Raw genomic sequence first — 12432 nt, forward strand, 5'->3', positions numbered from 1 at the left:
TCCTGGACATCTGGGGCTGTTATCCCGCGATTGCGACCGCCGTCTTGGCAGTTTCTGCATCAGCGAACAGCATGACCAAAGCCAGCATGCCCCCGAGAACGATCACCGTCCACGCGGTGACGCCCCAGCAGGACTTCTGTACGTTTTCGTCCATGAAAACCCTTGTCTGTGGGAACGCCATAAGGCACTTGCCTCAAATATGGCGTCTTTGCGGCATGATATTTAATTAAGGGCTAACGCCTTCGCAAGCGCAAAATCGTGATAGCTGCTGCGACGGCTATGCATTCCTGGAAAATTGCATGATGGGCCATGGACTTGTGCCTCTCTCTCATGCATCTGATAATTCTGGATAATCCGGATCACTGCCTGATTCCGGCAAGGTTTTGGCAAGGTTCCGGAAACGTTTGGGAAAATTTCATGGCAGCGCTGTCCACAATGGATCTCATCGCCCTTGGCATTTTTCTGGCCACCTGGCTCGGCTTCAATGTCCTTGTGGAATTGTCCCCCTTGCGGGAGCGCACCTTGTCCAAAATGATGGAGGAGTACCGCTTCGCCTGGATGCGGACCATGGCACTGCGGCAGGTGCGGATCATGGACACGGCGATCCTGACCGGGCTGCAGCAGGGTACCAGCTTCTTTGCCTCCACCGCCCTTCTGGCGATCGGCGGCTCCTTCACTCTGCTGAATGGCACGGAGCGTATCCTGCAGGTCGCAGGCGATCTCTCGGTGCCGATCGAATACAATCGCACCGTCTGGGAAATCAAGGTGATCGGCCTGATGCTGATCTTCGCCTATGCCTTCTTCAAGTTCGGCTGGGCCTACAGACTTTTCAACTACTCCAGCATCGTCATGGGGTCGGTGCCGGACGCGGTCACGGGCGACAAGGACGTGATCCTGAACACCTCCTACAAGGCCGCCCGGCTGAATGCGCTGGCAGGACGGCATTTCAACCGGGGTCAGCGAGCCCTGTTTTTCTCGATCGGTTTTCTCGGCTGGCTGGCAGGCCCGTGGGGCCTGATCATCACCACTGTCTCCGTTGTCGCGGTGCTGCTGCGCCGTCAGTTCGCGTCGAATGCCCGCACGGCCGTCATGGCATCGCTGCAAGGGCTGGCACAGGGCGAACCGCCCAACGGCGGAGAAAAGACCGAAACCGGCTCGTCGAACCCCTTCACGTAATAGGTGCCGACCTTTCCGCTCTGGCACCCCAGCATTCCGGCAACCGCCTCCGAGGCGAGGATTTCCCGGTCGAGAGCCTTGGCAAGGCCGGCAATGCGCGAGGCGAGATTGACGGCCGGGCCGACGACAGTGAAATCCAGCCGCGTTTCGCTGCCCACATTGCCGAAGAACACATCACCGGCATGCAGTGCGATGCCCACCTTGATTTCCGGATTCTCCGCGCAGCAGTTGCGGTTCACATCGGCGATGCGCATCACGGCTTCCTGTGCCGCAAAAACAGCACGCCGCGAGGCCTCCTGCGCCTCGTCAGCAGTTTCATAAGGGAAGATTGCCATCACTTCGTCGCCGATGAATTTCAGCACCTCACCGCCCTGCGCCTCGACAGCCGAGGCCATCGCGCCGAAATAGGTGTTGAGCAGCTCGATCAGCTTTTCGCCCGGCAACCGGTTGGAAAGGATCGTGAAGCCGCGCAGGTCGGCGAAGCTGATCACGGCCGAGATCAGTTCGCCGCCGCCGCGCTTGATACTGCCCTGCAGCACGCGGGACCCGGCACGCGGCCCCACATAGGTGTCGAGCAGCGTTGCTGCCGTCCGGCGCAGGGTGTTCAGCTCGCAGATCAGCCCGAGCGGCCGTGCGATGGACTCAAACACGGCAAGATGGGCGGGCGTAAAACCGGCTTCCGAACGGGTTGCCAGCGTCAGCGCCTTTGTGGTGCCGTCCGAGAACGGCATCGGCATGGCGATGTAGTCCTTGAAGCCCCCGTCCCGCAGCTCGGGCAAGATGCCGTACTCGCCCTCCTCCGGCTCCGGCGTCACCCGGATGCGGACAGAGCGGCCCTCCATGTAGACAACCTTGAGCGGACTGCGGTCATAGGACGCCTGCAGATCGGGCGCTTCCACATAGCGGCGCAGTTCCGTGTGGCCGTCACTGGTCCACAGGGCGCTTTCCGCGCGCACATTTGGATGCAGCAATGCAATGCCCGTGCTGATCCTGTCGACCGGAATGCGCGCATCGCGCAGGCGCTCCCCCAGATAACGGACGAGCTCCTGGGTGTCCTGCAGCTCGACCGCTTCTCCATAAAGCCACTGAATGATGTCAGCCGCAGCAAGCGGCGCCTCGAAAGACATCGGAGTCTCCGTATCCGGCTATCAAGTCCTCAAGATAGGAGCCCGGAAGCGCATTGGGAAGATGGCTTGCACGTCACCAGTGCGTTCACACCGGCTCTACAGATCCTCAGGCGAGGGAAACAGCGACGAACTGCGCCCGCTCATCCAGTAGACGGCAAGGCCAACCCATTCCTTGACGGCGATATCCACCCGCAGGAAGCCCTCGGACGAGGAGCCAAACGGGCGCCAGATATCCTGCGGGCCACGGGTGCGCCAGTCGACCGGATAGGCGATGACACCATCCCAGCCCGCCTGCCGGAACACTCCCATGGCGCGCGGCATGTGATAGGCAGACGTCACCAGCAGGAACTTTTCGCCCGGCTGCGGCGACAGCAGAGCCCGTGTTTCCACCGCATTCTGCCAGGTGTTGCGCGAGCGGTCTTCCATCACGATCTGCTTCGGATCGATGCCGAAGCCTTCAAACACGCGCTCCGCTGCTACGGCCTCGGTGGTGGCACTGGCAAAGAGCAGGCCCTCCCCGCCCGAATGGACAACCTTCGCCTGCGGATAGCGCCGTGCCAGCTCCGGCACCACCGTGAGGCGTTCGGCCGCCATGGTGATCCCGGGATAGGGCCGTGAGCTTGAAATCGTCGTGTCGAGCGCGCCGCCCAGAACAATGATGGCGCTTACCTCGTCCGGAAGCGTTTCCGGGGCGGGGAACCTGTCCTCCAGCGGAACGGTGATCATGTTTCCGAAGGGCGAAAGGCCAACCAGAACATAGAGGAAGATGCCGGCACCGGTGAGGAAAACCCCGGCCTTGCGCAGACGGGCGGCAAGCAGGCAGAAAAAACCGGCGCCAAGAACAAGCAGGATGAAATTCGACGGACGCATGAAGAAGAAGGCAATCTTGGAAAGATAGAAAAATACGTTCTCAGCCAGTTCCATGTCCGCGTCCGCCTCGCTCCTGTTGACCACCCCCGCGCCGCTTGTAGCGCATCGCACTGGCCGCTGCATGGCAAAAACCTCAGGAAACGGGGTGATCCCCTGCCGGGTGCGCCTCAGCCTGTCATTTCTGACAATTTTAATGGATTGCTGCAAGCCGTGACCCAGATCACAGGCCAGCAAAGTCACCTGACGCACTCTCACACCCGGCTGGACACTGGGCATTTCAGCAAGGGGCAGAGATATGACACTTTATATCGAACTGGGCGGACGTTCCGTCATTGAGCGTGCGGTGCGGCATGTTTTGAGTATGCGTCTGCCAAACACCTCACAGCCATCAGACGTCATGCTGCCGCATCAGGCCGAATTGCTTCGCGAAGATCTGACGGAATTCCTGATCTTCCTGTTTGGCGGTGCGCCCTTTTATGAAGGGCCAGCCATTCATCATGCCTTTTCTTACATCTGCAACTCGCATTCAGCCTTTGACGAAGTGCGGGACATGTTCATTGAGGAGCTGACGCTGCGCCCGCAAACGGCCGGACTGCGGCCGCAGGTGCATGCCGCGCTGGAACAGATCCGTCATCATGCGGTTCGTCAGCCGCATCCCGCGCGGGTTCAGGAACGGCCCCAGTTACAGGCGCGATCCTTCTGATCATCTTTGCAAATGCAAAAAGCCGCCGGCAGAACCGGCGGCTTTCGCTTGTCAGGGCAAGAGCCCTGATTACTTCACTTCATCAGCGCTGCTGACGACCTTGCCGACGAGGCCATAGGCGATGCCCTCTTCCGGGCTCATCCAGTAGTCACGGTCGGTGTCCTTCTCGATGCGCGCGATCGGCTGGCCGGTGGCATCGGCGAAGATCTGGTTCAGGCGGTCGCGCATCTTGATGATCTCGCGGGCCTGGATTTCGATGTCGGTCGCCATGCCGCCGGCACCACCGGACGGTTGATGCAGCAGGAAACGGGTGTTCTTGGTGCAGTAGCGGCGCTCTTTCGGTACCGACACATAAATCAGCGCGCCGGCGCTCGCCACCCAGCCCATGCCGAGGATACGCACTTCCGGGCGGATGAAGCGGATGGTGTCGTGGATCATGTCGCCGGATTCGACATGGCCGCCGGGCGAAGACACGATGACCGTGATCGGGTCGCCGGACACCTGAGACAGAGCCAGCAGGCGGGCGCAGACGTCACGGGCCAGTTCCTGGGTGATCGGGCCGGTGATGAGGACGGTGCGCGCATCGAACAGATGCTTGTCGACCTGAACCGACTGCGGCGTCTTGGTCTTCTCGTCCTCGTCATCATCAAGGCGGGCCGGCACCGGATTCATATAATTGCTCATGCGCAGGAAAGCTCCATTGTCACGGTGCGCCGGCAGGGCCGGCACGGGTTCTCATAGGCCCATACTTAAGCGAAGCGCTGCCGCCCCGCAATGAAGACACGCATTTAGACACACAAGGGTTATCAACTGGGCAACACGCCGGTGGTTTCAGGACTGTGCGCCGGGCGCATAGTCACTGGTACCGGCCACTACAATGGCTGGGGACGGCGCGGCGCCCTTGCCGCCTGCAGCATCTATGCCGTGCTGACCGTCAACCTCGACGCAATCGCGTCCCCTGCGTTTTGCGGCATAAAGCGCCCAGTCCGCGCGCTGCAACAGGCCATCCACGTCGGCATCGCTGACCGGCATGATGCCGATTCCTGTCGAAACGGTGATCCTGAAGCCGGGGTTGCCGCCAAGCATGGACAGAACGCGGGTGTGCACGCGAAGCCCTTCGGCCAGTCCATATGCTGCGAGCGCGGACTCACCCGTCAGCAGGCAGGCAAACTCCTCCCCGCCAATACGGCCGGTCAACCCGTGCGGCCCCAGCCGGTCCCGCATCAACTGGCTGAAGGCCTGCAGCACCGTATCTCCACCAGCATGTCCGAACCGGTCATTGACCGTCTTGAAGTGGTCAATGTCGCACAGGATCATGCAGACAGGAGCGCCTTCCCGGCGGGCTGTCACAAGTGCAGCCAAAGCGGCGCTGCGGAATGCGCCCCGGTTCAAAAGCCCGGTCAGAACGTCCTCTTCCGCCTCACGCCGCAAATTCTGCAATTGCCCGTCACGGAAAAGCATCACGCTGGCCAGAATGGCCGCCGAAGAGAGAAGGATGGCGGCCAGAAACTGAGACACGCTGCCATGCGCGCCCAGGCTGGAAAAATACTGCGTTGTCTCGGGCGCGGTGATCATGAGGAGCATGCGGGATGCGTGCATGAGCGCCGCGCCAGCGAAAAGCATCAGGAAGACCATCCGCACCGGCTTCGACAAAAGCACCGCACGCAGGAACTCGAAGGCTGTGACGGCAGAAACGAACATGAGAATGAAAGACAGGGAGGTCAGGCGCAGCGTCGCATTTTCCAGGAAACCCGGAATGATACACAGACCATTCCACAGGATGATCGGCGTGAGCATGGCGAGCAGCGACGTGTGGCGGCCTGAAAAATGGCGGGTTGCCGCATAGCCAAGACCCGCCCCCAGACAGAGGAGAGAATGGCCCAGATGCAGCACCCAGAGCCCCGTGAGGCTTTCACGCAAGGCCAGCAAAGCAAAGCCGGGCACGCGCACAAGCAGGCTGACAGACCAGAGCAGAATGCCGGAGTGCTCACGTTCAATCCGCCATTGACGGAAAAGCTGAAGTCCGCCGGCTAAAAAAAGGCAGGCGAAAACAATCAGCATTGATGGAGTATCAATGGTCAAACAAATCCCCTGCGCCTTATCCCGAGCGACGTTAGGCTTGCAGGATTTAGCAGGAAGTTAAATCAGTTCAGGCTGTTGAGGTTTTTTCATCACCCGATGAATCAAGGCCGAAGCGCCCGCGTTCCAAACGGGCCGCGCAAGCGGGCGCCCCAGCCTTGACCGTTCAGGCGGTCTTGTTGAAGATCTCGCGGCCGATCAGCATGCGGCGGATTTCGCTGGTGCCTGCCCCGATCTCGTAAAGCTTGGCATCGCGCAGCAACCGGCCTGTGGGATAGTCGTTGATATAGCCGTTGCCGCCCAGAAGCTGGATCGCATCCAGGGCCACCTTCGTCGCGTTTTCTGCGGCATAGAGGATGGCACCGGCTGCGTCTTCCCGCGTGGTCTCGCCCCTGTCGCAGGCCTGCGCCACCGCATAGACATAGGCCTTGGTGGCGTTCATGGTCACATACATGTCCGCCACCTTGCCCTGCACCAGCTGGAAGGTGCCGATGGGGGCGCCGAACTGCTGGCGCTCGTGGACGTAAGGGATGACCACATCCATCGCCGCCTGCATCAGGCCGATGCAGCCTGCCGCCAGCACGGCACGCTCATAATCCAGCCCGGACATGAGCACGTTGACGCCCTTGCCCACCTCGGCCAGCACATTTTCCTCCGGCACCTCGCAATCCTCGAAGACGAGTTCGCCGGTCTCCGAGCCGCGCATGCCCAGCTTGTCCAGCTTCTGCGCCACGGAGAAGCCCTTGAAGCCCTTCTCGATCAGGAAGGCGGTGATGCCGCGCGAGCCTGCTGCCGGATCGGTCTTGGCATAGACGATCAGTGTGTCGGCGCAGGGGCCGTTGGTGATCCACATCTTGGTGCCGTTCAGCACATAGCGGTCACCCTTCTTGTCGGCCCTGAGCTTCATCGACACCACATCCGAACCGGCGCCCGGCTCGGACATGGCCAGCGCGCCCACATGCTCGCCGCTGATCAGCTTGCCGAGATAGCGCTTCTTCTGATCCTCATTGCCCCAGCGGCGCAACTGGTTGACGCAGAGATTGGAATGGGCGCCGTAGGAGAGGCCAATCGAGCCGGAGGCCCGGCTCACCTCTTCCATGGCGATGCAGTGCTCCAGATAGCCAAGCCCTGCCCCGCCCCAGTCCTCTTCCACCGTGATGCCGTGCAGGCCGAGCTCACCCATTTCCGGCCACAATTCACGCGGGAACCAGTCGTCCCGGTCGATGCGGGCGGCCAGCGGCGCGATGCGGTCCTGCGAATAGGAGCGCACGCTGTCGCGCAGCATGTCAGCCGTTTCGCCGAGGTTGAAGTTGAATGACGGAAAGTCATTGCGGATCATGGGCTTTTCCTCCAGTCGCCCGGCCCTCCCGGCCGTTCAGCGTGTGTATTTGATAAATGGGGTGACCTTGCCGACACGGTCGTAGAGCTGGCGGGCCGTGGCATTGAATTCCTGGGTCAGCCAGTAGACGTAAGGCGCACCTTTTGCATCGGCCGCGGCATAGACCGCCTCGATCAGCGCCCGGCCCACGCCGCGCCCGCGCACGGACGGGTCGGCATAAAGATCCTGCAGATAGCAGTAAGGGCCTTCGGTCCAGCAGGACTGGTGAAAGATGTAGTGGACGATGCCGACCAGCCGGCCGGTTTCATCGACAGCGCAGAGCCCATGCGGATCCTCGTCCGGGGTCATCAGCCGCGACCAGTTGAGATCATATTGCGACTGGGGCTTTTCGGTTTCGTAGAAGACGAGATAGGCCTTCCACAGCGCTGCCCATTCGGCATGGTCTTGCGGCTGAAGCGGGCGGATGGTGATTGCGGCTTGCGTCATGGGTCCTCACTTGCCTTGCAGATCTTCAGTCCTCGACGCCCTCAAGGCAGATCATCGAGAACAGGCCGGTGGCCACGTGGATTTCCCTTTCCCCGGTCACGCCATAGACATCCGAGCGGCAGATGGTCAGCGTGCGGCCCGGCTTGATGACACGGCCGCGCGCCACCAGCTTCTCGCCCTTGCCGGGATTGAGCAGGTTGATCTTGAATTCTGTGCTGAGCACGCCGGTGCCGGCCGGATAGAGCGACAGGGCGGCATAGCCAGCGGCGCTGTCGGCAATCGAGGTGGTGGAACCGGCGTGGAAAAACCCGTGCTGCTGGGTCAGTTCGGCCCGGTGCGGCATCTCGATATCCACCTCGCCGGGGGCCAGATGGCTGAGGCTTGCGCCCAGATGACCCATGAAGGGCTGGCGGGTAAAGCTGCTGCGGACCCTTTCCTCCCAGTGCGGATCGCGCGGCTCGAATGCTGTCATGGTCTTCCTCCTCCCCGGTCCAGCGCCTCAGCCGTTTTCCCGCGGCACGCCCAGTTCCTGCAGACGCGTCAGACAGCCGCGCTCGACGTCGGCGAGTTCCGCCAGCGTCAGCTCGATGTCATTGCGCTTTTCTTCGAGTTCGGCGCGCCGCTCGGCAATCTTGCGCATGAGCAGCTGCAGCTGCCCCGCCTCCCCCGGCGCCTTGCCGTACATGCCGATGATTTCGCTGATCTCGGTCAGCGAGAAGCCGAGGCGCTTGCCCCGCAGGATCAGCTTCAGCCGCGTCCTGTCCGCGGGCTTGTAGAGCCGCTGGCGGCCGCGCCGCTGCGGCGTGATCAGCCCCTGCGCCTCATAAAAGCGCAAGGTCCGGGTGGTGATCCCGAATTCCTGCGTCAACTGGGTGATCGTATAGAGCCGCGGTTCCATGAAGCCTCCATGCTGCGGCTAGCTTCATGGACTTTTACGTTAAAGTCAATCTGATGATTTATATCTATATTTTTCAGTTAGTTAAAATAAATCAAAGCGGCAGGCGGAACCAGAGCGCGGCAATGCCGAGGAAGGCGAAGAAGCCGATCACATCCGTCACCATCGTGACGAACACGCTGGAGGCGATGGCCGGATCCGCCTTCAGCTTGTCGAGCGTGACCGGGATCAGCAGACCGCCCAGCCCGGCGCAGACCAGATTGACCATGATGGCAGCGGCGATGACGACGCCAAGGCCGGGCATCTCGAACCAGATGGCAGCCGTCGCCCCCATCAGGGTGGCCAGCGCCATGCCGTTGATGACGCTCACCATGACCTCACGGCGCAACACGCGCCAGATGTTGCGGGTGTCCAGTTCCTGGGTGGCCAGCGCGCGCACGGCAACCGTCATGGTCTGCGTGGCCGCATTGCCGCCCATGGACGCAACGATGGGCATGAGCACTGCCAGCGCCACCATGGCCTCGATGGTATCTTCAAACATGGAAATCACGCTGGCCGCCAGAAGCGCCGTGCCCAGATTGACGATCAGCCAGACAATGCGCGAGCGGGCGATGGTGATCACCGTATCGGAAATCTCTTCATCACCCACACCGCCAAGGGCGCGCATGTCCTCTTCGGCCTCCTCCTGGATGACGTCCACGATGTCATCGACCGTCAGCACGCCGACCAGCCGGCCGCTTTCGTCCACCACGGCGGCGGAGACCAGATTGTAGCGCTCGAAGAGGCGGGCCACCTCTTCCTGGTCATCCGTGGCGCGCACGCGCTTGAGATCCTCCTCGAAAATATCGGAGATCTTCGCAGCGCGCTGTGTGCGCAGGATCCTGTCCAGAGACACGGCACCGGCCAGCCGGAAGCCGGGATCGACCACATAGATTTCGTAGAACGTGTCCGGGAGATCCTTGTCCTCGCGCAGATAGTCGATGGTTTGCCCCACCGTCCAGAATGGCGGCACGGCAATGAAATCGGACTGCATGCGCCGGCCGGCGCTGTCTTCCGGATAATCAAGGGCGCGTTCCAGCTGGACACGCTCGGACAGCGGCAGCTCATCGAGGATCGCCGCCTGATCTTCCGCATCAAGGTCTTCCAGAATGTAGACCGCGTCGTCCGAATCAAGCTCGCCAAGACCTTCGGCGATGTCGGCCGCAGGGAGCTCTTCCAGCAGGCGGACGCGCACCGCCTCATCCATTTCCGTCAGCGCGGCATAGTCGAAGAGATCGCCCATGAGACGGACGAATACCGGCCGGTCGGATTCCGGCAGCGCATCAATCAGCTCGCCGACATCCGCTTCATGCAGATCACCGGCAAGCGTCCGAACCGCTTCCTCATCCTGCGCTGCAACAGCTTCGGCAACAGCCCGGATGAAGGCCTCGTTGAGCCAGCCATCTTCACCATGAACGGGGATTCCAGCGTCCGCCGGCTGAGGTGTTTCTGGCCCCTCGCCGGGCGTCACCGGGTGCGGGGAAACAGGGGCAAGGTCAGGTCCTGCGTCGTTTTTGCCGGCGTCAGTCATGGCTCCCTCCTGTCATGCGCACACAGTGGGCCGGAGGCAGCGGCCCGCGCCTCACACCTAGCTGTCTTAGGCTGCTTTGGCTATTGAAAACCGGACTGTTTCAGGCTCTGGCAGCAAGTTTTCACATGCCGGTTGCGGCACTGCACCATAGCGGATGGACAGGTGGCAGGCTCAACCCGGCTGGCAGCCCTTCAGGGCCTCCACCTGCCGGACAGCAGCCAGATAATCCCTCACCTGCGCGGCCAGAATCCCTTCATCCGGCGACAGGCATCTCCTGTTGCGGAAAAAGGCGCGCTGCTCGCGCTCACCGCGCGGACAGACGCCGCCATCGGCCCGGATCTTCTCGCGCAGATACCAGAGCTGATCGCAGGCAAGGCGTTCCAGTTCCTCAGGGGACTTCTGCATGTTGCGCCGCTGCTCGGCCGAAACAAATCCGGCCAGCATGCCGCCGAGCATCACGATCAGGATGGCAAAGCCTATGCGCCGCATGGAGAACCTCCCCTTTTGCCAGGCTGCATATCCAGAAACACACGGGTTTTGTGGCAAGGATGCGGCGGCAGGCAAAGACAAGGAGGAACCGCTGCACCAGCCGGAAAAGCATAAAGCCGCCGAGGTTTCCCACCGGCGGCTGTTAGCCTTTTGAAGAAATGGTGCGGTCGAGAAGACTCGAACTTCCACGGGTTGCCCCACAGCGACCTCAACGCTGCGCGTCTACCAATTCCGCCACGACCGCGATTTCTTCATTTCCCCGGCGCAATCAGCGTCGAGGCGCCCCATGTAGCAAATCGGATTCTGGGGCGCAAGGGGCATCATCGCATTATTTTGAATCTGTCCGAAAATGCCGCGAGCCTGTGGGTAACTTTTTATCCAAGCCCCGGAAATTCAACGGATTTCCAGGGAGAAACACGGGCATGGCAAACAGAACAAAACTACCCGAACGGCCTGCACACTCACAATGGACCATCGGTGCGCATGGGCCGGACTTCCGGCGCACGCATGAGGACCTCGGTAATGGAGATGCCGATCCGCTCGCCCAGCAGCACTACCTGCCCCTTGGCCACCAGCGTGTTATTGGCATAGATGCTGACGTCATCCTCTTCGGCGACATCCAGGTCGATCACGGCGCCACGCCCCATGCGCAACAGCTGGTGCACCGGCATCTGTGTCGTGCCCAGCACCACGGAAATGTCGACGGTAATGTCATCGAATGTGGCCATTTTGCTTTTCCGTCCGGCCTTCCGCCTGTACAAGTCTGCAATCCTGACGCCGTGGACCTGTTCAGGCCCCTCCGGCATCTTGCCTTTCCCTCAGTTTAGCCTGACCACAGGGCGCAAAGCCACCGCCAATGCAGCCTGACCCCATGCAGATCACCGGCCGTTCCGAACTCGTCCCCGATTTTCATCCCCTGCCCGGCAGCCCGGCGGTGGAATGGCGCATATCGGACGAGCCAGTTCCCTACGAGGAGGCCATGGCCTTCATGGAGAAGCGCGTCGAGGCGATTGCGGCGGGCGAGGCAGATGAATGCGTCTGGCTGCTGGAACACCCTCCTCTTTATACGGCCGGCACCAGCGCAAGGCGCGAAGACCTGCTGATGCCGGACCGGTTCCCCGTCTATGACGCCGGGCGCGGCGGGCAATATACCTACCACGGGCCGGGCCAGCGCATCGCCTATGTGATGCTGGACCTGAAGCGACGGCGGCAGGACATCCGCGCCTTCGTCGCGGCGCTGGAAGCCTGGGTCATCGGCTCGCTCTGGCAGCATCATGTGCGCGGCGAGCGGCGGGAGGACCGGGTGGGCGTGTGGGTGCGCCGCCCGGACAAGGGGCCCGAGGTGGAGGACAAGATCGCGGCCATCGGCATCCGCGTGCGCAAGTGGGTCACCTTCCACGGCATCAGCCTGAATGTCGACCCGGATCTGGAGCATTTTTCCGGCATCGTACCCTGCGGCGTGGCGCAGCACGGCGTGACCAGCCTTGTCGATCTGGGCCTGCCGGTGACGCTTCCCGAGGTCGATATTGTTCTGCGGCAGGAATTTGAAAAGCTGTTTGGCGCATCAGCCAGATAACCCGGTGAATTGAAAGCCGCCTAATCAAATAAATTCGCCAGAGGTAGGCGATATTTATTTAATTAGAAAAATATATTTCAAAACCAGAACTTCGGAAAACCTGTCACATTAAGTTCAATCAT

General features: G+C 61.4%; 16 protein-coding genes and 1 tRNA gene. 4 read left to right on the top strand and 13 right to left on the bottom strand.

Annotated elements, in window-relative coordinates; all coding sequences use genetic code 11:
• Positions 1-19: 19 nt before the first annotated feature.
• Positions 20-154, bottom strand: coding sequence for a hypothetical protein (locus H163_RS24915; protein WP_256387621.1), 135 nt, complete (start codon positions 152-154; stop codon positions 20-22).
• A gap of 263 nt (positions 155-417) precedes the next feature.
• Between H163_RS24915 and H163_RS24050 the strand changes: the two genes are divergently transcribed.
• The gene (locus H163_RS24050; RefSeq protein WP_115336557.1) at positions 418-1176 is read left to right on the top strand and encodes a DUF599 domain-containing protein; all 759 of its coding nucleotides are present in this window, start codon (positions 418-420) and stop codon (positions 1174-1176) included.
• Here the strand turns inward: H163_RS24050 and H163_RS0116760 are convergent.
• Positions 1059-2303 (bottom strand): adenylate/guanylate cyclase domain-containing protein, encoded by a 1245-nt coding sequence (locus H163_RS0116760; RefSeq protein WP_019965768.1) that lies wholly within the window; start codon positions 2301-2303, stop codon positions 1059-1061. The two genes, H163_RS24050 and H163_RS0116760, sit on opposite strands and share 118 nt — an antisense overlap.
• Positions 2304-2399: 96 nt before the next feature.
• Positions 2400-3227 (bottom strand): YdcF family protein, encoded by an 828-nt coding sequence (locus tag H163_RS0116765; RefSeq protein WP_019965769.1) that lies wholly within the window; start codon positions 3225-3227, stop codon positions 2400-2402.
• Between the two features lie 241 nt (positions 3228-3468).
• On the opposite strand from H163_RS0116765, the gene H163_RS0116770 reads away from it, so the two are divergent.
• Positions 3469-3876 carry a hypothetical protein gene (locus tag H163_RS0116770; RefSeq protein WP_147290407.1) on the top strand — a complete coding sequence of 136 codons (408 nt, stop codon included), beginning with the start codon at positions 3469-3471 and terminating at the stop codon, positions 3874-3876.
• A 69-nt stretch (positions 3877-3945) separates the two neighbouring features.
• On the opposite strand, the gene H163_RS0116775 is transcribed toward H163_RS0116770, so the two are convergent.
• The 8 genes from H163_RS0116775 to H163_RS0116810 form a co-directional block, all read right to left on the bottom strand.
• Complete coding sequence (locus H163_RS0116775; protein WP_174234532.1) at positions 3946-4560, bottom strand: ATP-dependent Clp protease proteolytic subunit; 615 nt, start codon at positions 4558-4560, stop codon at positions 3946-3948.
• 147 nt (positions 4561-4707) lie between these two features.
• Positions 4708-5937, bottom strand: coding sequence for a GGDEF domain-containing protein (locus tag H163_RS23760; protein ID WP_019965772.1), 1230 nt, complete (start codon positions 5935-5937; stop codon positions 4708-4710).
• Between the two features lie 184 nt (positions 5938-6121).
• Positions 6122-7294, bottom strand: a complete 1173-nt coding sequence (locus H163_RS0116785) for an isovaleryl-CoA dehydrogenase (RefSeq protein WP_019965773.1) — start codon at positions 7292-7294, stop codon at positions 6122-6124.
• A 36-nt stretch (positions 7295-7330) separates the two neighbouring features.
• Positions 7331-7780: a GNAT family N-acetyltransferase gene (locus H163_RS0116790; RefSeq protein ID WP_019965774.1), complete on the bottom strand. Its 450-nt coding sequence runs from the start codon at positions 7778-7780 to the stop codon at positions 7331-7333.
• A gap of 25 nt (positions 7781-7805) precedes the next feature.
• A complete protein-coding gene (locus H163_RS0116795) occupies positions 7806-8252 on the bottom strand; it encodes a PaaI family thioesterase (RefSeq protein WP_019965775.1) in 447 nt (148 codons plus the stop codon).
• A 27-nt stretch (positions 8253-8279) separates the two neighbouring features.
• Positions 8280-8678, bottom strand: coding sequence for a MerR family transcriptional regulator (locus H163_RS0116800; protein ID WP_019965776.1), 399 nt, complete (start codon positions 8676-8678; stop codon positions 8280-8282).
• Between the two features lie 91 nt (positions 8679-8769).
• Entirely contained in the window at positions 8770-10245 is a 1476-nt protein-coding gene (gene mgtE / locus H163_RS0116805; protein ID WP_019965777.1) for a magnesium transporter, read from the bottom strand.
• A gap of 171 nt (positions 10246-10416) precedes the next feature.
• A complete protein-coding gene (locus tag H163_RS0116810) occupies positions 10417-10734 on the bottom strand; it encodes a YARHG domain-containing protein (protein WP_019965778.1) in 318 nt (105 codons plus the stop codon).
• Between H163_RS0116810 and H163_RS24455 the strand changes: the two genes are divergently transcribed.
• Entirely contained in the window at positions 10724-10888 is a 165-nt protein-coding gene (locus tag H163_RS24455) for a hypothetical protein (RefSeq protein ID WP_019965779.1), read from the top strand. The genes H163_RS0116810 and H163_RS24455 overlap by 11 nt on opposite strands.
• 5 nt (positions 10889-10893) lie before the next feature.
• On the opposite strand, the gene H163_RS0116820 is transcribed toward H163_RS24455, so the two are convergent.
• Both H163_RS0116820 and H163_RS0116825 read right to left on the bottom strand, forming a co-directional pair.
• Positions 10894-10978 (bottom strand) — tRNA-Leu (locus tag H163_RS0116820).
• Positions 10979-11195: 217 nt separating this feature from the next.
• Positions 11196-11462 carry a FliM/FliN family flagellar motor switch protein gene (locus H163_RS0116825; RefSeq protein WP_019965780.1) on the bottom strand — a complete coding sequence of 89 codons (267 nt, stop codon included), beginning with the start codon at positions 11460-11462 and terminating at the stop codon, positions 11196-11198.
• A 143-nt stretch (positions 11463-11605) separates the two neighbouring features.
• Between H163_RS0116825 and lipB the strand changes: the two genes are divergently transcribed.
• Positions 11606-12310, top strand: a complete 705-nt coding sequence (gene lipB, locus H163_RS0116830) for a lipoyl(octanoyl) transferase LipB (RefSeq protein ID WP_026355969.1) — start codon at positions 11606-11608, stop codon at positions 12308-12310.
• The last annotated feature ends 122 nt before the right edge of the window (positions 12311-12432 follow it).

The sequence above is a fragment of the Pannonibacter phragmitetus DSM 14782 genome (assembly GCF_000382365.1).
In the GTDB taxonomy this organism is placed as follows: Bacteria; Pseudomonadota; Alphaproteobacteria; order Rhizobiales; family Stappiaceae; genus Pannonibacter; species Pannonibacter phragmitetus.

Excerpts from the sequence above, each read along its gene's own strand:
- H163_RS24915 (WP_256387621.1), bottom strand. The coding sequence starts at position 154 with ATGGACGAAAACGTACAGAAGTCCTGCTGGGGCGTCACCGCGTGGACG.
- H163_RS24050 (WP_115336557.1), top strand. The coding sequence starts at position 418 with ATGGCAGCGCTGTCCACAATGGATCTCATCGCCCTTGGCATTTTTCTG.
- H163_RS0116760 (WP_019965768.1), bottom strand. The coding sequence starts at position 2,303 with ATGTCTTTCGAGGCGCCGCTTGCTGCGGCTGACATCATTCAGTGGCTT.
- H163_RS0116765 (WP_019965769.1), bottom strand. The coding sequence starts at position 3,227 with ATGGAACTGGCTGAGAACGTATTTTTCTATCTTTCCAAGATTGCCTTC.
- H163_RS0116770 (WP_147290407.1), top strand. The coding sequence starts at position 3,469 with ATGACACTTTATATCGAACTGGGCGGACGTTCCGTCATTGAGCGTGCG.
- H163_RS0116775 (WP_174234532.1), bottom strand. The coding sequence starts at position 4,560 with ATGAGCAATTATATGAATCCGGTGCCGGCCCGCCTTGATGATGACGAG.
- H163_RS23760 (WP_019965772.1), bottom strand. The coding sequence starts at position 5,937 with ATGCTGATTGTTTTCGCCTGCCTTTTTTTAGCCGGCGGACTTCAGCTT.
- H163_RS0116785 (WP_019965773.1), bottom strand. The coding sequence starts at position 7,294 with ATGATCCGCAATGACTTTCCGTCATTCAACTTCAACCTCGGCGAAACG.
- H163_RS0116790 (WP_019965774.1), bottom strand. The coding sequence starts at position 7,780 with ATGACGCAAGCCGCAATCACCATCCGCCCGCTTCAGCCGCAAGACCAT.
- H163_RS0116795 (WP_019965775.1), bottom strand. The coding sequence starts at position 8,252 with ATGACAGCATTCGAGCCGCGCGATCCGCACTGGGAGGAAAGGGTCCGC.
- H163_RS0116800 (WP_019965776.1), bottom strand. The coding sequence starts at position 8,678 with ATGGAACCGCGGCTCTATACGATCACCCAGTTGACGCAGGAATTCGGG.
- mgtE (WP_019965777.1), bottom strand. The coding sequence starts at position 10,245 with ATGACTGACGCCGGCAAAAACGACGCAGGACCTGACCTTGCCCCTGTT.
- H163_RS24455 (WP_019965779.1), top strand. The coding sequence starts at position 10,724 with ATGCGCCGCATGGAGAACCTCCCCTTTTGCCAGGCTGCATATCCAGAA.
- H163_RS0116810 (WP_019965778.1), bottom strand. The coding sequence starts at position 10,734 with ATGCGGCGCATAGGCTTTGCCATCCTGATCGTGATGCTCGGCGGCATG.
- H163_RS0116825 (WP_019965780.1), bottom strand. The coding sequence starts at position 11,462 with ATGGCCACATTCGATGACATTACCGTCGACATTTCCGTGGTGCTGGGC.
- lipB (WP_026355969.1), top strand. The coding sequence starts at position 11,606 with ATGCAGATCACCGGCCGTTCCGAACTCGTCCCCGATTTTCATCCCCTG.